This window comes from Streptococcus caballi DSM 19004 (assembly GCF_000379985.1).
Classification (GTDB): Bacteria; Bacillota; Bacilli; order Lactobacillales; family Streptococcaceae; genus Streptococcus; species Streptococcus caballi.
Map to the genome: position 1 here is coordinate 1 of NZ_KB904087.1, position 17,204 is coordinate 17,204.

The window sequence follows — 17,204 nt, forward strand, 5'->3', positions numbered from 1 at the left end:
TGATTTCCCTTCTTCCGAGTGAAGTAGAACAAGTTCTAGTTTTTCAGAGACAGACTTTGGACTTCTTTTGGACATAGTAAAACTCCCGTTATAGTTTCTAGTGAAAATTTTTGTTTTTTCACTGTCCACTATAAGGGGAGTATATCAGATATACAAGTAGCTTTTTGTGATGATATTAAAAATCAAAATGGTTTATCAGTATTTCATTGGTCATATTTATCAGGTGTTAAAATCATTGGAATAATGATTGGCTCACGTTCTGTTTTTTCATAAAGGAATGGGCGAAGCGCATTGACGATGGCACCATTTACAGATTGGATACTAGCATCTTTGTTTTTGAGTGCAATACGAATAGCATTAAAGAGAACACGTTGGCTCTCACGGATGAGATCACCTGATTCACGCATATAGATAAACCCACGACTAAGGATGTCTGGTCCAGCTAAAATCATTTGTGTATCGAAATCAACAGTCGCGACCGCTAAAACGACACCATCTTCTGACAGGTCATGACGGTCGCGTAGGACAGCAGTTCCGATATCACCGATGCCATTACCATCGACATAGACATCTTGAGCGTTAAAGTGACCAGCCCTGCGAGCAGAATCTTTAGTTAATGCAAGGACGTCTCCGTTTTCCATGATAAAGATATTTTCCTCAGGAACACCTGTGTCCATAGCCAAACCAGCATGGATTTTTTGCATGCGATATTCACCATGCACAGGCATGAAGAATTTTGGCTTGATGAGGCGAAGCATGAGTTTTTGCTCTTGTTGGCCTCCGTGTCCAGAAGTGTGGACATTATTGATCTTACCATGAATAACTTCAACGCCGGCTTCTTGAATGGTGTTGATCAGTTTGTTAACGCTGGTAGTGTTGCCTGGGATTGGACTGGATGAAAAGATAACGGTATCACCAGGTTGCAAGGTCACTTGACGATGTGTACCGTTGGCGATGCGGGCTAGCGCAGCCATTGATTCCCCTTGAGAGCCTGTACACATAATCATGATTTCGCTAGCATGGTAATTTTTAAGTTCACCTGGTTCAATAAAAGTACCTTTTGGAACCTTTATATAGCCTAGTTCAACCCCGTTGACGATGGCCTTTTCCATGGAACGCCCAAAGACAACGATTTTACGTCCAGTCTTGACAGCAGCTTCGGCAGCTTGTTGTAGACGGAAAATATTGGAAGCGAAGGAGGCAAAGATAATACGTCCATGAATGCCTTCAATGATTTTCATGATGGATTGGCCAACAACTTTTTCAGAATTAGTGAAAGTTGGAATTTCAGCATTGGTAGAATCCGAGAGTAAGCAGAGGACACCATCTTCCCCTAGAGCAGCCATGCGGTGCAGGTCAGCTGGCTCACCAACAGGAGTGAAGTCAAATTTGAAGTCCCCTGTGCAGACAATTTTTCCTTGAGGTGTGTGAATGACGATACCTAAGGGTTCCGGAATAGAGTGAGTTGTGCGGAAAAAGGTAACGCTGAGATTTTTAAACGTTAACTCAGTATTAGCGTTAATTTCGTATAATTTCGCATCACGCAGGAGTCCATGTTCTTCCAGTTTTCCGCGAATCAAAGCCAGAGCAAGGGGGCCTGCATAGATAGGTATGTTAGCTTGTTTGAGTAAGAAGGGGATGCCACCGATGTGGTCTTCGTGACCGTGGGTGATGACCAGTGCCTTAACGCGGTCCATGTTTTCAACGATGTATGAATAGTCGGGGATGACATAGTCAATTCCTAACAGGTCGTCTTCAGGGAATTTAATCCCTGCATCAACGATGATAATTTCGTCTTGGTATTCAATGCCATAAGTATTTTTACCAATTTCGCCCAGACCACCAATCGCGTAAACCCCGACTTCTTCAGGTTTAAGATTGATTTTGCTCATATTATAGCTCCGTTAAGGCAAAGACACCTGATTCTTTTTCGTATTCAAGGTGTTTATCTGATAAGAGCTCAATGAACTCAATGTTGTAGTCAGTTTTTTCTTCAACCAGTTTACGAGTTTTGATACGTCCGTCAAGCTCACTGTTCGCCTCAACTTCAATATAGAGAGACTTAGTTTGCTCACGACGTGGGTTTCGATCTTTTGTTTCTTGATAGAAGACTTTATAAATCATATTAATCCTTTCTCTTGTATCATGGGTTAATCCAAGCTACACAAAAACTTATCAAATAGTATCTTATTTCTATTTGACCGTGGAGTATGAAATTGTAATGTGTAATAGATTTAACCTGATTCGTTGCAATTATGTATATTATATCATAAAAACTGGCCTAGGTGAAAGGAAAACACTGACGAAAATGTAAAAAAGTCCTACTTTCATAATCTTTTCACGATTCATTTATTTACAGAATTGCCTTTAAGTACTTGTCCAAAGAAAAGAGAATGATGAAAAGGAAAGTTTGTTTTTGAAAAATGGTTCCGTCTATGGTAGTATGGAATTCATGGAGAAACAAGTAAGAGGATTAACTGGACAGCAGGTCCAGCAACGTATTCAAACACAGCAAACCAATAATTTTAAAGTGAAAACCAGCTCCAGTAACTGGGAAATTTTTGTCCGCAATGTTTTTACTCCTTTTAATGCGCTCAATTTCGTTATTTTTTTAGCTTTGTTGGCAGTTCAGGCCTGGTCTAACCTTTTTTTCTTTGGGGTTATTGTCATTAATGCTGTCTCAGGTATGTTGACGGAGTGGCGAGCTCGTCACATGATTGACAAACTCAATCTTATGAACAAAGATTTGATTCATGTTATCAGAGATGGAGAAGTTGTATCTATTGATCCAGAGGAGATTGTCCTTGATGATGTACTCTTGTTGTCGGCTGGTGAACAGGTGCCAAGTGATGCCAAAGTCGTCAGTGGTTTTGCAGAAGTCAATGAAGCCATGTTGACAGGGGAGAGTGACCTCATTCTTAAAGAAAACGGAGCAGAGTTGCTCTCAGGCAGCTATCTGGTCAGTGGACGAGTTTATGCTAAGGTTATCCACGTAGGAGCTGACAATTATGCTAGTAAACTTATGCTAGAGGCTAAAACACACAAGCCCATTGTCTCTCGCATTCTCTATAATATGGATAAAATTGCTAATTTCACTGGGAAGATCATCATTCCTTTTGGTTTGGCTCTTTTTTTAGAGGCTTATCTGGTCAAGTCGCTGCCACTCAAAGATTCAGTCGTGACCAGTTCGACAGCACTTTTAGGGATGTTGCCAAAAGGAATCGCGCTGTTGACGATTACTTCACTTTTAACAGCTGTCATCAAGCTGGGTATGAAAAATGTCCTGGTTCAGGAAATGTATTCGGTAGAAACTCTGGCGCGTGTGGATGTGCTTTGTCTGGATAAGACGGGGACCATCACTCAGGGTAAGATGACAGTTGAAGCCATCCAAACTTTGGCAGACAACTACTCAGAAGAAAATATCCAGCAGCTGCTGGCTGCTTATATGCAGGCTAGTGAAGACAGTAATTCGACAGCGCGAGCTATTCGGACAGCTTATGGAGACCTTGAACATCCTCATCAGACTGGAGATGTTATTCCATTTTCTAGTGGTAGAAAGTGGGGAGCAGTTATGATTGAAGGAGTGGGCAGCCTCTTTCTGGGTGCTCCTGAGATGCTCTTGATGGAAAATCCTCAACTGGTCACTGAGGCTCAAAAACGAGGATCACGTGTGCTGGTTTTGGCGCTCAGTCAGACAGGTATTGACAAAGAACAGATGATCCTGCCGCAAGATGTCAAGCCTTTAGCCTTTCTTGAAATTGCAGATCCTATTCGTGAGGGTGCAGCTGAAACGCTGGATTATCTGCGTTCGCAAGAAGTTCTGCTTAAAATCATTTCAGGTGACAATCCTGTGACGGTTTCCCATATCGCCAAAGAAGCAGGCTTTGCGAATTATGAGAGCTATATTGACTGTTCCAAGGTAGATGATGATGAGCTCATTAGAGTTGCAGAAGAGACGGCTATCTTTGGTCGTGTATCGCCACATCAGAAAAAGCTCTTGGTGGAAACCTTGAAATCTCATGGACATACAACAGCCATGACAGGAGATGGTGTCAATGATATATTGGCACTGCGCGAGGCGGACTGCTCGATTGTCATGGCTGAAGGTGATCCTGCAACGCGCCAGATTGCTAATTTAGTTCTCTTAGACTCGAATTTCAATGACATTCCTGAAATCCTCTTTGAGGGGCGCCGTGTGGTCAATAATATTGCTCATATCGCACCAATTTTTCTTATTAAAACTATTTATTCCTTCTTACTAGGTCTGATTTGTATCGCTAGCATTCTTCTAGGAAAGCCAGCTTATTTACTTGTATTTCCTTTCATTCAGGTTCAGATGACCTTGATTGGTCAGTTTGTGGAAGGTTTCCCACCTTTCGTCTTGACGTTTGAGCGCAATATTCGCCCTGTGCAAAAGCATTTTCTTAGACGTTCCCTTTGGCTGGCGTTGCCAAATGCTCTCATGGTAGTCTTTAGTGTTCTCATTTTCCACCTTTTCCAGGTTTATGGTGATTTGACAGTGGAAGATATGGCCACCTTGTCCTACTATATTCTGGGATCGACAGGCTTGTTGGCGGTTATTCGTGCTTGCATTCCTTTGACTTGGTCGCGTGTAGCTCTGATCATTTATTCAGTTCTCGGCTTCTATATCGCTTCCTTTTTCTTCCAAAATATCATTGAAATTGGTCCCTTAAATAATTACACGCTGGTTATTTATCTGGGAATAATGGCTGTCTTTACACCGCTGTTCTTTTGGATTAGTTACAAGCAAGGTGCCCTTGAGCAAAATTAGAAAAAGTCAGAAAGCTAGGACTCCTCTGGCTTTTTCGTTTTGAGGCAAGTAAATTTGAAAAAATACTCAAGATAGCTTACAATAAAGAGAAAGTTCAATGAAAGAAAGTAACTATGAAAATCTTATCCTTTGATACATCAAATAAAGCCCTGTCAGTTGCCCTCTTGGATGGTGATCAACTGCTGGCAGACTATACTCTTAATATCAAGAAAAATCACAGCATTAGCCTTATGCCGACCATTGATTTTCTAGTAGCGCAAGTAGGTTGGCAGCCTACTGATCTGGAGCGTATTGTGGTAGCGCAGGGGCCAGGTTCTTACACAGGTCTGCGCGTGGCAGTAGCGACTGCTAAGACACTGGCTTATAGCCTCAAGATTGACTTGGTCGGTCTGTCTAGTCTCTATGCTCTAGCTGCGCCCGCTCAAGTGCCAGGTTTGGTTATCCCTATCATCGATGCCCGTCGCAACAATGTTTATGTCGGTTTTTATGAAAATGGCAGAGCTGTCAAGCCCGATCAGCACATGCCTTTTGAAGATGTTTTAAGTCTAGCTAAGAGCTATGACCAAGTGGCCTTTGTAGGAGAAGTGGACAATTTCCGCAATCAGATTGAGGCGATTCTGCCCAAAGCTGCCATCTTGCAAACCCTACCTTCAGCTTACCACCTCGGAAAGTTAGGACAACATTTACCAGCAGAGAATGTTGAGGCCTTTGTCCCCCGATACCTCAAGCGTGTAGAAGCCGAAGAAAATTGGCTCAAAGACCACGAGGAAAATGGCCAAACTAATTACATCAGGCGGGTTTGATGCCGATGAGAAGTTTAGAAGAAAAAGCGGCTGCAGTTTTCAAGATTTTGTCTGATAGCTATAACCAGTCGCCCTGGTCACTGGAGCAAATCAAGGCTGACATGCAGCAGGACAACGTTGATTATTTTTTCGCTGAGGACGAGCAGGTTGTTGCAGGATTTTTATCGGTACAGCAGTTGGTTGGTGAGTTAGAAATTACTAATATAGCGGTCAGAAAATCCTCTCAGGGACAGGGCTTGGGAGCGCAGTTGATGAGTTTTTTAAATGCGGTAGATTTTCCCATCTTTTTAGAGGTTAGGGTATCTAACAGCAGAGCGCAAGCTTTGTACCAAAAATTCGGCTTTGAAGAAGTCGGCAGGCGCAAAAACTATTATCATGAGCCGATGGAGGACGCCATCATCATGAAGAGGGAGGGACGATATGAAGGATAGATACATTTTGGCGGTGGAGAGTTCTTGCGACGAGACTAGTGTCGCTGTTTTGAAGAATGACCATGACATTTTGAGTAATATCATCGCTAGTCAAGTGGAGAGCCATAAACGCTTTGGCGGAGTGGTACCCGAGGTGGCCAGCCGCCACCATGTGGAAGTAGTGACCACTTGCTTTGAAGATGCGATGACAGAGGCTGGCATTGAGGCTAGCGATCTAGATGCAGTCGCCGTGACTTATGGACCGGGATTAGTTGGGGCTCTTTTGGTGGGAATGGCTGCTGCTAAAGCTTTTGCTTGGGCAAATCGGTTGCCTTTGATTCCAGTCAATCATATGGCAGGTCACCTTATGGCTGCGCGTCAAGTCAAGGAATTGACCTATCCTCTTATGGCACTTTTAGTGTCAGGTGGACACACGGAACTAGTTTATGTGACCGAACCTGGCGACTACAAAATTATCGGTGAAACACGAGACGATGCAGTTGGGGAGGCTTATGATAAGGTTGGGCGTGTCATGGGGTTGACCTATCCAGCTGGCCGTGAAATTGATGAATTGGCTCACAAAGGACAAGATGTCTATGATTTTCCGCGAGCCATGATCAAGGAAGACAATCTAGAATTTTCCTTCTCTGGTCTCAAGTCAGCCTTTATCAACCTGCATCACAATGCTAGTCAAAAGGGAGAAAGTCTGTCCAATGAAGATTTGTCAGCTTCCTTTCAAGCAGCGGTGCTAGACATTCTCATGGCTAAAACCAAGAAGGCTTTGGAAAAATATCCTGTTGCGACACTAGTTGTGGCGGGCGGAGTTGCTGCCAATCAAGGTTTGCGTGAGCGTCTGGCGGATGAAATTACAGAAGCAGAGGTCATCATTCCGCCACTACGTCTCTGCGGAGATAACGCAGGCATGATTGCTCTGGCTGCTGCCGTTGAATATGACAAAGGGAATTTTGCTGCCCTAGATCTCAATGCGAAACCTAGTTTGGCATTTGATAGTGTGGAGTGAGAGGTGAAGACAGCTTTACTACTGATTGATGTTCAAAAAGGCTTTCAAAGTATACGCTGGCTGAGTCGCAATAATCCTCAGGCAGAGGAAAATATGCTTGCTGTGCTAACGTATTTTCGTCAATCAGGTCAATATGTTATTCATATCTGTCATAAATCACAATCGTCTGGCGGAGCTTTTTATCAAGCTGAAGATAGAGAGTTTATGGCTGGCTTTGAGCCATTAGCTGGAGAGACAGTTTTTGAAAAATCGGTCAATAGCGCCTTTATCGGAACGGACTTAGAGTATTATTTGTTGACAGAAGAAATCACGAATTTAGTCATTGTCGGTTTGACTTTGCCTCATTGTGTTTCGACGACTACACGAATGGCAACTAATCTTGGATTCAAGGTAATCCTCCTTTCGGACGCGACTGCTACCTTTTCACTTCCTGACCTGTCAGGAAAATTAATTGGACCAGATATCTTACATCAGGTCAACTTAATCAGTCTGAACCATGAATTTGCAGAGGTTTTGACAACTGCAGACTATTTAGAAGGTAAGTAAAATCTCTTGAGCGCCTGTTCAAGAGATTTTGATTGTGCTATAATGTAGGAATATTTTGAAAATTCAAGGAGAAAAAATGCAGGAGAAAGGATTTAAAGATGGATTGCGCGATGCCTTGCCAACAGCTCTGGGCTATATTTCAATTGGTCTGGCTTTTGGTGTGGTTGCTTCAGCCGCTCATCTGTCACCTGTGGAAGTTGGACTGATGAGTACACTGGTTTACGGCGGCTCAGCCCAATTTGCCATGGTAGCTATGTTTGTGTCGCAAGCCAATCTAGCTAGTATTACCCTGACCGTTTTTTTGGTTAATCTGCGTAATATGCTTATGAGCTTGCATGCAACGACGATTTTTACCAAGACTGGCTTTTTAGACAATATTGGCATGGCCAGCCTGATTACCGATGAGAGCTACGGTGTTCTGCTGGGAGAAAATGTTCACAACAAGAACATACTTGCCAGCTGGATGCATGGGAATAATCTTCTGAGCTGGTTGGCTTGGATCAGCTCAACCATTGTTGGGACTATGCTGGGTGGTATTATTCCCAATCCTGAACAATTTGGTTTGGATTTTGCTCTAATTGGCATGTTTATCGGACTTTTGGTCTTTCAACTGGAGGCGATGGCCAGCGAAGGCCTCAAGAAAATTGCTCTGATTTTGCTGACAGTTGCTTTGTGCTTTTTGCTGACATCTATCTTCTTATCTAGTTCCTTGTCGGTATTGTTGGCGACCTTGGCTGGTTGTAGTGTGGGGGTGTTCATAGATGACCATAACTAGTTATGTTTTAGTAGCCATCCTCCTAGGCTTTGTCGTGAGCTGGATTCCGCGTGTGGCACCTTTTATTTTGGTCAAGTACAAAGGCTTGCCTGACATCGTCGTACGTTTCCTCAAATATCTGCCTATCTCCATCCTCTTTGCCTTGACTTTGTCTAGTCTGGTCACGACCAAGCTAGGGCATCTGCCCCAGCTTAAGGGATTGGAAATCTTAGCTAGCCTTCCCACCCTCTACATCGGCTTTAAGTCCAAGAATCTGCTCTATGCAGTTTTGACAGGAATCATTTGTATGGCACTATTGAGGCTAGTATTTTAATTTGGACAATAGCAAAGCTAGCTCTTGAGTTTCTTTTGAAGTCAGTTGGCTTAGGAGAAGGTCAGACTGAGCCTGTTCGTAAACATGAAGCTGTGGATAAATCTCCATAGCTTTTTGACTAGGAAAAATACGCTTGATTTTATGATTTTTCTCATCTTTTCGTAGTTCAAAAAAACCCTGCTTGACCAATTTTTGAACGGTTCTGAAAGACGTGGTTCGGTCAATCTGAATGGCGTCAGCTAATTGTCCCAAAAACATACCTGGCTCTTCGCAGATACGGATAATGTAAATAAAAAGGTTATTGTTGAGGCCCATCTCTTTAAAATGCTGGTTAGAATCCATCTGAATGGTACGCGTGATGGCACCAATGGTGCGGATAATCTGAAAGTCATTGGTCTTCATAAGATTAGTTTAACAGATAATTGTTGCGTTTACAATCAAAATTGTTATAATAAAGTTTATAAAATTGCAAATACAATAAAAAGGAAGTTTGTATCAATGTTACATTGCAAAAAAGACTATAATGCAAGTTACCCCTTACTCAGGGGCTCTGGTCGGCTAAGTAGGAAGACATTGATGCACTGAGAGGGGGCTTGTGAGAAATATGATTAGAATAATACCATTTGAGCCAAGCTATAATCAAGAAGTTGCTGAATTAATTGTCACAATTCAAAGAGAAGAGTTTAACTTACCAATAAATTTGGCAGATCAGCCAGACTTATTCAATATAAAAGTGTCCTATCAAACAAAAGGAAATTTTTGGATAGCGTTTGATACTAAGGAATCAAAAGTGGTAGGCTGCATTGGCTTAGTTAGCCTAACAAATGATAACGTTGCTCTGAAAAAAATGTTTGTGCTCCCAACTTATCGCAAAGATGGTGTAGGAAGAAAATTGGTTGAAACTTTTCTAAATTATTGCCAAGATAGAAAGAAAAGACGTGTCTATTTGGGGACAAACTCTGCCTTTGAAACTGCTCAGCTTTTTTATCAAAGATTAGGTTTTCAGGAGATTAAAGTTGAAGATTTACCAAGTGACTTTCCTGTTGTGAAAGTGGATAATCGCTTTTATCTTTACTGTTTACATTAAAAAAGCAGACTAGCATCTGCTTTTTCTTGTGATAAAAACTTATCTTTCAAATTATTTTTTTACCAGCTGGCTTTTTTAACACCAGGAAGCTGTCCTTTATGGGCTAGCTTTCTGAAATTGATACGGCTGACACCGAATTTGCGCATGTAGGCGTGTGGACGTCCGTCAATGCGATCGCGGTTTTTCAGGCGGTTTGGATTAGAATCACGAGGCAGCTTGCGGAGGGCTTCGTAGTCTCCTTTGGCTTTGAGCTCCCTGCGCTGATCTGCGTACAACTCAATTAGTTTCAACTGACGTTCATAACGAGCAATTTTAGATTTTTTTGCCATTTTATCTCCTTTATGTTTAGGTTAAACTGTTCTGTTAGTGATTTTACTTAACCAGTTAATCAAACGAGATTATTATAACCTCTTTTTGGAAAAAGAGCAAGGAAAATATTTAACTAGTTAAGGGAAAATTGTGGTACAATATTAAGAACTGAAATGAAAAGAGAAGAAAAATGACTATTCCTTACATTACTTTCAACCCAGGTATTGCCAGTCAGAAGCCCAGTAATACTGATACCTGTCCTTTCTGCATCCAAGATAATCTTGGCGCTATCTTGGAAGAGAAGAATGATATGATTTGGGTGGAAAATAAATTTCCAACCCTGGAAGAAACCTATCAAACCTTGGTTATTGAGTCTGACGACCATTTTGGGGACATGTCTAACTACAGCCAGCAGAAGAGACGAGATCTTTTAGCTTTCATGCTTGAAAAATGGGTAGAACTGGAAAAGAGGAGGGATTTTCAATCTGTTGTCCTCTATCGCAATTTTGGTCCCTTATCTGGTGGCAGTTTACGTCATCCTCATTCGCAAATTGTGGGGTTCAAAACTATAGATGCCTATGCAAATCTCCAAAAAGCGTATTTTGAAGGGCTTATTGTCTGTTCAGAAACAGAAGATCAAGCAGAAATAAGTATCAGTAATAAACCTATGCTGGATTTCACTGAGTTCACCATTCGTATTTCCACCCCTGCTAAACTCCCTCTATTGGCAGATGCTTTAGGTTTTCTCTGCGCTTATCTTTTGACAGACTTCCTCAATGGAGCTTGCCACTCTTATAATCTTTTCTTTTTCCGACAAGACCAAGGATTGGTGTGCAAGCTACTTCCACGCTTTGTTGTTTCTCCCTACATGATTGGCTACGGAATTCATCAGGTTAACCAATTCGAGCGCTTAGATGTCATCCGAAAAGAGATCCAAGCCAGACTTAGTAAAGCCAACAACAGATAGAAAAAAGGTTGGGTAGTCCAACCTTTTTCTTAAAACTTAATAATGTAGGCTCCCTGCGATCCAGCCTGTACAGAGGGCGCTAGTGATGTTAAAACCACCAGTGTGAGCGTTGACGTCCAGAACTTCACCTGCAAAGTGAAGGCCTGGGACTTTTTTACTTTCCAAAGTTTTGGGATTAATTTCCTTTAGGTCCACACCACCCTTGGTGACGAAGGATTTGGATAGGGACATCTTACCAGTGATTTTAATGGGGAGCCTTTTGATTTTATCAACAAGTTGAGCCTCTTGAGCTGGGGATAATTGCTTGACTTTTTCAGGCATATCCTCAACCAAGAAGTCTGCCAGGCGTTCGGGCAGGAGTGACTTGAGGGCATTTTTGATGGACTTCTCGCGTTTTTTTATCAAATAGCTGAGCAAATCATCAGCGGTCATTTGGGGGAGCAAGTCCAGTTCAGCCATCTCACCGCCAGAGACAAAACTAGACAAGCGGAGCGCTGCAGGACCAGATAGACCAAAATGAGTGAAGAGCAGATCATGGGTGATATGGTGCTTACCATAGCTGAGCGTCACATCATCCAGCGAAATGCCTTGCAGAGCCTTGTGGGGAAAATCGGTCAAAAGAGGACTTTCCGCAGCCTCAAGCGGAGTGACTGATAGCTTAAAATGTCTTGCAATGTCATATCCAAATCCTGTGGAACCTGTGGACGGATAGGATTTTCCACCCGTTGTGACAATGAGCTTTCCACAGGTGAAACTTTGATCAGTTGACTTGATGTGGAAACAATCGTCAATCTTTTTAACAGAGACCACTTCTGTATTGGTCAAGACAGTACCGCCAAGTTCATGGATTTTACCTTCCAGAGCGCCAATGATAGTCCGAGACTTATCCGTTGTCGGAAAGACGCGCCCATGGTCTTCAACTTTCAGGGCCACCCCATTTTCCTCAAAAAAATGAATAATATCGTGGTTGTCAAACTGGGAGAAGACGCTGTAGAGGAAGCGACCATTTCCAGGAATACCTGCCAGAAGGTCATCCAGAGTACCGTTATTAGTCACATTGCAGCGACCGCCACCAGTACCCGCTAACTTTTTGCCTAAGTGTTTGTTTTTTTCGATGAGGAGCGTTTTTTGTCCGTAGAAACTAGACGAGATGGCAGCCATCATGCCAGCAGGCCCCCCACCAATAATAATGGTGTCATAATATGTCATAGCCCTATTCTAGCATAAGAGGACTGTTTTTGATAGTTTGAAAATCTAGAGAGCTCTTCGTTTCCGGCTCTATTTCTTAACTTTAAGGGGTGAATATGGTAAAATAGGGTAATCTTATAATTGGAGTGATTATATATGACAGATAAATCAATACTAAAAAATCTGCGACACCGCTCAAGCGTCTACGATAACATGGTTAAATCTCCTAACCGTGCTATGCTGCGTGCAACGGGGATGACAGACGAAAGCTTTGAGACACCAATCGTCGGTGTTATCTCGACTTGGGCTGAAAATACCCCGTGTAATATGCACCTGCATGATTTTGGTAAATTGGCTAAGGTTGGGGTTAAAGATGCTGGCGCTTGGCCTGTCCAATACGGAACCATTACGGTTGCGGATGGGATTGCCATGGGAACGCAAGGCATGCGCTTCTCACTGACTTCTCGTGATATCATCGCTGACTCTATTGAAGCTGCTATGGGTGGTCACAATGTGGATGCTTTTGTGGCTATCGGTGGTTGTGATAAAAATATGCCAGGTTCTATGATTGCCATTGCCAATATGGATATTCCAGCCATTTTTGCCTATGGTGGGACCATCGCACCTGGTCATTTGGATGGCAAGGACATTGACCTTGTTTCTGTCTTTGAAGGCGTTGGTCATTGGAACCACGGTGACATGACAGCTGAGGAAGTCAAGGAACTTGAATGCAATGCCTGTCCTGGTCCTGGTGGTTGCGGTGGTATGTATACAGCTAATACCATGGCGACAGCTATTGAAGTTATGGGGATGAGCTTGCCAGGGTCATCTTCGCACCCAGCAGAATCTGCTGAGAAGAAGGCAGACATCGAAGAAGCTGGTCGCGCTGTCGTTAAGATGCTTGAAATGGGGCTTAAACCGTCAGACATCTTGACCCGCGAAGCTTTTGAAGATGCCATTACGGTAACCATGGCACTCGGTGGTTCTACCAATGCTACTCTGCATCTTTTAGCAATTGCTCACGCTGCCAATGTTGACTTGAGCTTGGAAGATTTCAATGATTTTCAAGAGCGCGTGCCTCACTTGGCTGATTTAAAACCGTCAGGGCAATACGTCTTTCAAGACCTTTACGAGGTTGGTGGCGTGCCAGCCGTTATGAAGTATTTGCTGAAAAATGGTTTCTTGCACGGTGACCGTATCACGTGTACAGGTAAGACAGTTGCTGAAAATTTGGAAGCCTTTGATGATTTGACACCAGGCCAAAAAGTTATCATGCCTCTTGAAAATCCCAAACGTGCTGATGGACCCCTTATCATCCTCAAAGGTAACTTGGCACCAGAAGGAGCCGTTGCCAAGGTTTCAGGTGTTAAGGTGCGTAATATTACTGGTCCTGCCAAAGTATTTGACTCAGAAGAAGACGCTATTGAAGCCGTGCTTTCTGATGAGATTGTCGATGGTGATGTTGTCGTGGTTCGTTTTGTAGGTCCTAAAGGTGGTCCTGGTATGCCAGAGATGCTTTCCTTGTCATCAATGATTGTTGGTAAAGGTCAAGGAGATAAGGTCGCCCTTCTAACGGATGGTCGTTTCTCAGGTGGTACTTATGGACTGGTTGTCGGACACATTGCGCCTGAGGCGCAGGTCGGTGGACCAATTGCCTACCTACACACAGGTGATTTGGTGACTGTTGACCAAGATACCAAAGAAATTACCATGCATGTTTCTGACGAAGAATTGGCTAAGCGTAAGGCAGAGACTGCCTTACCTCCACTTTACAGCCGAGGCGTTCTGGGCAAATACGCCCATATCGTATCATCTGCTTCTAAAGGAGCTGTTACTGATTTCTGGAAACCGGAAAAAACAGGTAAAGAATGATTATACAAGAAAAAAGCTGGACAAAAAGTTCAGCCTTTGTAATATATCTTAGAAATACAGTTTGACGCAGTGGCTGGGTGGTGGCTTCGTTCGCGCTTTACGCTACGAACCAGACCTAGCCAACTGTGCGGGGTGGGAAGACGAACTCCATTATATTTTCAGGGGTTCTTTCCTACTCCCTTTTGCTTTGTAAAGAATGGAGGCTTATTTTCCTCCACGAGGGCTGATGCCCAGAGCAATACGACCCAGCCGGCTGATGCGTGTCATCTTCCAAACGGGGGAGTAGGTTACCTCAACTGAAGCAGTCTCAATGCCGTCAATTTGCTTGAGTTGGTCTGCGACATCAATCGGTAGGGTGTCAGCACAGCCGCAGTTTGTATCTGTCATGGTCATAACAAGATGACAGTGTCCTTGCTCATCAAGATTGATTTCATAGATGAGGCCTAGATTGTAAACGTCCAACTCAATTTCAGGATCGTAAACTTTCTCAAGTTTCTCTACCAGTTGCTCACTGATGGCTTGAGCTGCTGGGTTTAATTTTATATCATCACGCATAAATTACCTCGCAAATTAGTTTCGTTTTATTATGTCATAAAAGGCGTCAATTTTCAATGATAGCCTCTTACCCTACTGTAAATTGACAGAAAGGGTCTATTATGTTACTATTTTCATAAAATAAAAATCAGGAAAAAAGAGGATATTATGGCAATTGAAAAGACAGTTAGTGAACTAGCTGAGATTTTGGGTGTTAGTCGCCAAGCAATCAATAATCGTGTCAAATCCCTTCCAGCAGAAGATGTTGACAAGAATGAGAAGGGTGTAACGGTTGTTAATCGTAGTGGTCTGATTAAGCTAGAAGAAATCTACAAAAAGACCATCTTTGATGATGAGCCTATTGACGAAGAAACAAAACAACGCGAGCTGCTTGAGATTTTGGTTGATGAAAAGAATACTGAAATTGCACGCATGTACGAGCAATTGAAGGCCAAGGATGAGCAGTTAGCAGCTAAAGATGAACAACTTCATATCAAGGACGTTCAAATTAGCGAGAAGGACAAGCAGCTTGATCAGCAACAACAATTAACCTTAGCAGCCATGGAAGATACCAAACGTTTGCAACTTGAATTGAACGAGGCTAAGGCTGAAGTCGAAAAAGCTGAGGAAGAAATTCAGGCGCAAGAACCTAAAAAAGGTTTCTTTGCTCGTTTATTTGGTGGAAATTAAGAAAGACCCGTCAGGGTTTTTTTGCTAGTATAAAGATGAGGAGTTGACATGGAAAAACTAGAGGAGTATGTTTCATTTGATTTGGAATTTAATACGGTGCAGGAGGTCAGTCACATCATCCAGGTTTCGGCTGTGAAATTTCAAGCTCACGAGGAAGTTGACAGTTTTGACACCTATGTTTACACAGATGTTCCCTTGCAGAGTTTCATCAATGGCCTAACGGGGATCACGGCAGATAAGATTGCAGGGGCTCCAAAGGTTGAAGCTGTATTGCAGGACTTCAAGAACTTTGTGGGACCAGCCCAGCTGATTGGCTATAATGCTCCCAAAAGTGACCTGCCTATTTTGGCTGAGAATGGTCTAGACTTGTCGGAGCAATATGCCCTTGACATTTTTGATGAGGCTTTTGAGCGCAGAAGTACAGACTTAAATGGTATTGCTAATCTACAACTACACACGGTGGCAGAATTTCTAGGCATTTCGGGTAGAAGCCATAATAGTTTAGAGGATGCTCGCATGACAGCCCTCGTCTATGAGAAATTCTTGGAATTTGATGACAATAAGAGTTATCTGAACCAGCAGAAGGAGGTGGCGGCGGATAATCCTTTTGCAGCCTTGGGTGGACTTTTTGACTAGGTGAGGTTGACAGATCTGTCAATCTTTTTGACAGCTTAGTCAGCTAGGTTGCTCTGCTATTTTCAAAAAAATAAAAAATCACCTGGCGTCAGGGCTTGCTTGTGACCCTAGCTCCTGTCCTATAATGGGGGTAGAAAGGAGGTGAAGGACATGTCTCAGATCTATTCAACGGGCGATTTGGCCAAACTAACCGGTGTGTCTGTCCGCACGGTGCAATACTATGATAAGCGTGGCATTTTGCAACCATCTGATTTAACCGAGGGTGGCCGCCGTCTTTATCGTCAGGCTGACTTGGAGCGCTTAAAGACCATTTGCTTTTTACGGAGTTTGAACTTTTCCATTGAGCAAATCAGGCGTCTGCTGTCAGAGGACAATGCTCCAGCGGTGCTTACCATCTTGCTAGAGGAGCACATCAAGGAATTAAAAGAAGAATCAGCTAGAATCAAAGACCAGCTTGACACCAGTGTCAACTTGCTTGGACAGGTACGCAAAGCTCCCAATTACTCGCTTGATAGTCTCTCAGACCTGTCATTTACCATGAAAAATAAAACTTCTTGGCGTCATTTGCAGTTTAAGATGTGGACAAGTATCATCTTAGCGATGTTTGTCTATGCTTTAGCTATTTTCTTATCTACTTATCTCCAAAAGGTTTGGATCGCTTATTTATCAATTGCTCTTTTTCTTCCGCTATTTTCTTGGTTAGTAGTCTATTTTAGGAGGCAGTTTGTCTATCTCTGTCCAAACTGTCATATGATTTTTGAGCCCTCGTTTAAGGAATTTGCCTGGGCTGGGCACACACCACATACTCGGAAATTGACTTGCCCCCATTGTCATCAAAAATCCTTCTGCCTTGAATTGGCTAAGGAGAATTAAAAAACTAGGTTCTGTGCATACTGATATACTCCCCTTATAGTGGACAGTGAAAAAACAAAAATTTTCACTAGAAACTATAACGGGAGTTTTATTATGTCCAAAAGAAGTCCAAAGTCTGTCTCTGAAAAACTAGAACTTGTTCTACTTCACTCGGAAGAAGGGAAATCAATTAGTTGGTTAGCTAGGAACCATGGTATTTCTAAAGAAACACTATCAAACTGGGTTCGGAAATACAAAGAAGCTGGTGTTGAAGGGCTAGAGGAAAGCCGTCACTGGACGAAGTACAGTAAGGAACTAAAGGAACAAGCTGTTTCCGACTATCTTAATGGCTTGGGAAGTCTCAAAGATTTGACTGAAAAATATGGCATTTCTTGTGATTATGTTCTCA

General features: G+C 42.8%; 20 protein-coding genes. 14 read left to right on the forward strand and 6 right to left on the reverse strand.

Annotated features, from left to right (window positions below):
- Positions 1–203: 203 nt before the first annotated feature.
- Positions 204–1,892 (reverse strand): ribonuclease J1, encoded by a 1,689-nt coding sequence (gene rnjA, locus A3GS_RS0107420; protein WP_018364795.1) that lies wholly within the window; start codon positions 1,890–1,892, stop codon positions 204–206.
- A 1-nt stretch (position 1,893) separates the two neighbouring features.
- Positions 1,894–2,124, reverse strand: a complete 231-nt coding sequence (locus tag A3GS_RS0107425; RefSeq protein ID WP_018364796.1) for a DNA-dependent RNA polymerase subunit epsilon — start codon at positions 2,122–2,124, stop codon at positions 1,894–1,896.
- Positions 2,125–2,452: 328 nt separating this feature from the next.
- Between A3GS_RS0107425 and A3GS_RS0107430 the strand changes: the two genes are divergently transcribed.
- The 7 genes from A3GS_RS0107430 (at position 2,453) to A3GS_RS0107460 (ending at position 8,660) form a co-directional block, all read left to right on the forward strand.
- On the forward strand, positions 2,453–4,792 hold the full coding sequence (locus A3GS_RS0107430) for an HAD-IC family P-type ATPase (protein WP_026216322.1): 2,340 nt from the start codon (positions 2,453–2,455) through the stop codon (positions 4,790–4,792).
- 113 nt (positions 4,793–4,905) lie between these two features.
- Complete coding sequence (gene tsaB / locus A3GS_RS0107435) at positions 4,906–5,595, forward strand: tRNA (adenosine(37)-N6)-threonylcarbamoyltransferase complex dimerization subunit type 1 TsaB (protein ID WP_018364798.1); 690 nt, start codon at positions 4,906–4,908, stop codon at positions 5,593–5,595.
- Between the two features lie 5 nt (positions 5,596–5,600).
- Positions 5,601–6,026: a ribosomal protein S18-alanine N-acetyltransferase gene (gene rimI, locus A3GS_RS0107440; RefSeq protein ID WP_156808886.1), complete on the forward strand. Its 426-nt coding sequence runs from the start codon at positions 5,601–5,603 to the stop codon at positions 6,024–6,026.
- On the forward strand, positions 6,016–7,026 hold the full coding sequence (gene tsaD / locus A3GS_RS0107445) for a tRNA (adenosine(37)-N6)-threonylcarbamoyltransferase complex transferase subunit TsaD (RefSeq protein WP_018364800.1): 1,011 nt from the start codon (positions 6,016–6,018) through the stop codon (positions 7,024–7,026). The genes rimI and tsaD overlap by 11 nt, the downstream gene beginning before the upstream one ends.
- A gap of 3 nt (positions 7,027–7,029) precedes the next feature.
- Positions 7,030–7,572: a cysteine hydrolase family protein gene (locus A3GS_RS0107450; protein WP_018364801.1), complete on the forward strand. Its 543-nt coding sequence runs from the start codon at positions 7,030–7,032 to the stop codon at positions 7,570–7,572.
- A 76-nt stretch (positions 7,573–7,648) separates the two neighbouring features.
- The gene (locus A3GS_RS0107455; protein ID WP_018364802.1) at positions 7,649–8,347 is read left to right on the forward strand and encodes an AzlC family ABC transporter permease; all 699 of its coding nucleotides are present in this window, start codon (positions 7,649–7,651) and stop codon (positions 8,345–8,347) included.
- Positions 8,334–8,660 carry an AzlD domain-containing protein gene (locus tag A3GS_RS0107460; protein WP_018364803.1) on the forward strand — a complete coding sequence of 109 codons (327 nt, stop codon included), beginning with the start codon at positions 8,334–8,336 and terminating at the stop codon, positions 8,658–8,660. Before A3GS_RS0107455 ends, A3GS_RS0107460 begins: the two co-directional genes overlap by 14 nt.
- On the opposite strand, the gene A3GS_RS0107465 is transcribed toward A3GS_RS0107460, so the two are convergent.
- Positions 8,649–9,062 (reverse strand): MarR family winged helix-turn-helix transcriptional regulator, encoded by a 414-nt coding sequence (locus A3GS_RS0107465; protein WP_018364804.1) that lies wholly within the window; start codon positions 9,060–9,062, stop codon positions 8,649–8,651. The genes A3GS_RS0107460 and A3GS_RS0107465 overlap by 12 nt on opposite strands.
- Positions 9,063–9,264: 202 nt before the next feature.
- Between A3GS_RS0107465 and A3GS_RS0107470 the strand changes: the two genes are divergently transcribed.
- Positions 9,265–9,747 carry a GNAT family N-acetyltransferase gene (locus A3GS_RS0107470; protein WP_018364805.1) on the forward strand — a complete coding sequence of 161 codons (483 nt, stop codon included), beginning with the start codon at positions 9,265–9,267 and terminating at the stop codon, positions 9,745–9,747.
- Between the two features lie 59 nt (positions 9,748–9,806).
- Here the strand turns inward: A3GS_RS0107470 and rpsN are convergent, their stop codons facing one another.
- Complete coding sequence (gene rpsN / locus A3GS_RS0107475) at positions 9,807–10,076, reverse strand: 30S ribosomal protein S14 (protein ID WP_018364806.1); 270 nt, start codon at positions 10,074–10,076, stop codon at positions 9,807–9,809.
- 170 nt (positions 10,077–10,246) lie between these two features.
- Between rpsN and A3GS_RS0107480 the strand changes: the two genes are divergently transcribed.
- The gene (locus A3GS_RS0107480; RefSeq protein ID WP_018364807.1) at positions 10,247–11,023 is read left to right on the forward strand and encodes a DUF4931 domain-containing protein; all 777 of its coding nucleotides are present in this window, start codon (positions 10,247–10,249) and stop codon (positions 11,021–11,023) included.
- A 36-nt stretch (positions 11,024–11,059) separates the two neighbouring features.
- Here the strand turns inward: A3GS_RS0107480 and aao are convergent, their stop codons facing one another.
- Complete coding sequence (gene aao / locus A3GS_RS0107485; protein ID WP_018364808.1) at positions 11,060–12,232, reverse strand: aminoacetone oxidase; 1,173 nt, start codon at positions 12,230–12,232, stop codon at positions 11,060–11,062.
- Positions 12,233–12,367: 135 nt separating this feature from the next.
- Here aao and ilvD point away from each other — a divergent pair, with 135 nt between their 5' ends.
- A complete protein-coding gene (ilvD, locus tag A3GS_RS0107490; RefSeq protein ID WP_018364809.1) occupies positions 12,368–14,083 on the forward strand; it encodes a dihydroxy-acid dehydratase in 1,716 nt (571 codons plus the stop codon).
- 204 nt (positions 14,084–14,287) lie between these two features.
- Here ilvD and A3GS_RS0107495 read toward each other — a convergent pair whose 3' ends face one another.
- Positions 14,288–14,638, reverse strand: a complete 351-nt coding sequence (locus A3GS_RS0107495; RefSeq protein ID WP_018364810.1) for a metal-sulfur cluster assembly factor — start codon at positions 14,636–14,638, stop codon at positions 14,288–14,290.
- A gap of 147 nt (positions 14,639–14,785) precedes the next feature.
- On the opposite strand from A3GS_RS0107495, the gene A3GS_RS0107500 reads away from it, so the two are divergent.
- From A3GS_RS0107500 to A3GS_RS0107515, 4 genes are all read left to right on the forward strand, one after another.
- On the forward strand, positions 14,786–15,307 hold the full coding sequence (locus A3GS_RS0107500) for a DUF536 domain-containing protein (RefSeq protein WP_018364811.1): 522 nt from the start codon (positions 14,786–14,788) through the stop codon (positions 15,305–15,307).
- A gap of 48 nt (positions 15,308–15,355) precedes the next feature.
- Complete coding sequence (locus tag A3GS_RS0107505) at positions 15,356–15,943, forward strand: 3'-5' exonuclease (RefSeq protein WP_018364812.1); 588 nt, start codon at positions 15,356–15,358, stop codon at positions 15,941–15,943.
- Positions 15,944–16,093: 150 nt separating this feature from the next.
- On the forward strand, positions 16,094–16,816 hold the full coding sequence (locus tag A3GS_RS0107510) for a MerR family transcriptional regulator (RefSeq protein WP_018364813.1): 723 nt from the start codon (positions 16,094–16,096) through the stop codon (positions 16,814–16,816).
- 93 nt (positions 16,817–16,909) lie between these two features.
- Positions 16,910–17,204: helix-turn-helix domain-containing protein (locus A3GS_RS0107515; protein WP_018364814.1), on the forward strand; the 295-nt coding region annotated here is incomplete at its 3' end.

What these genes read in the sequence shown, in the direction of transcription:
- rnjA (WP_018364795.1), bottom strand. Translation starts at nt 1,892, where the DNA reads ATGAGCAAAATCAATCTTAAACCTGAAGAAGTCGGGGTTTACGCGATT.
- A3GS_RS0107425 (WP_018364796.1), bottom strand. Translation starts at nt 2,124, where the DNA reads ATGATTTATAAAGTCTTCTATCAAGAAACAAAAGATCGAAACCCACGT.
- A3GS_RS0107430 (WP_026216322.1), top strand. Translation starts at nt 2,453, where the DNA reads ATGGAGAAACAAGTAAGAGGATTAACTGGACAGCAGGTCCAGCAACGT.
- tsaB (WP_018364798.1), top strand. Translation starts at nt 4,906, where the DNA reads ATGAAAATCTTATCCTTTGATACATCAAATAAAGCCCTGTCAGTTGCC.
- rimI (WP_156808886.1), top strand. Translation starts at nt 5,601, where the DNA reads ATGAGAAGTTTAGAAGAAAAAGCGGCTGCAGTTTTCAAGATTTTGTCT.
- tsaD (WP_018364800.1), top strand. Translation starts at nt 6,016, where the DNA reads ATGAAGGATAGATACATTTTGGCGGTGGAGAGTTCTTGCGACGAGACT.
- A3GS_RS0107455 (WP_018364802.1), top strand. Translation starts at nt 7,649, where the DNA reads ATGCAGGAGAAAGGATTTAAAGATGGATTGCGCGATGCCTTGCCAACA.
- A3GS_RS0107460 (WP_018364803.1), top strand. Translation starts at nt 8,334, where the DNA reads ATGACCATAACTAGTTATGTTTTAGTAGCCATCCTCCTAGGCTTTGTC.
- A3GS_RS0107465 (WP_018364804.1), bottom strand. Translation starts at nt 9,062, where the DNA reads ATGAAGACCAATGACTTTCAGATTATCCGCACCATTGGTGCCATCACG.
- A3GS_RS0107470 (WP_018364805.1), top strand. Translation starts at nt 9,265, where the DNA reads ATGATTAGAATAATACCATTTGAGCCAAGCTATAATCAAGAAGTTGCT.
- rpsN (WP_018364806.1), bottom strand. Translation starts at nt 10,076, where the DNA reads ATGGCAAAAAAATCTAAAATTGCTCGTTATGAACGTCAGTTGAAACTA.
- A3GS_RS0107480 (WP_018364807.1), top strand. Translation starts at nt 10,247, where the DNA reads ATGACTATTCCTTACATTACTTTCAACCCAGGTATTGCCAGTCAGAAG.
- aao (WP_018364808.1), bottom strand. Translation starts at nt 12,232, where the DNA reads ATGACATATTATGACACCATTATTATTGGTGGGGGGCCTGCTGGCATG.
- ilvD (WP_018364809.1), top strand. Translation starts at nt 12,368, where the DNA reads ATGACAGATAAATCAATACTAAAAAATCTGCGACACCGCTCAAGCGTC.
- A3GS_RS0107495 (WP_018364810.1), bottom strand. Translation starts at nt 14,638, where the DNA reads ATGCGTGATGATATAAAATTAAACCCAGCAGCTCAAGCCATCAGTGAG.
- A3GS_RS0107500 (WP_018364811.1), top strand. Translation starts at nt 14,786, where the DNA reads ATGGCAATTGAAAAGACAGTTAGTGAACTAGCTGAGATTTTGGGTGTT.
- A3GS_RS0107505 (WP_018364812.1), top strand. Translation starts at nt 15,356, where the DNA reads ATGGAAAAACTAGAGGAGTATGTTTCATTTGATTTGGAATTTAATACG.
- A3GS_RS0107510 (WP_018364813.1), top strand. Translation starts at nt 16,094, where the DNA reads ATGTCTCAGATCTATTCAACGGGCGATTTGGCCAAACTAACCGGTGTG.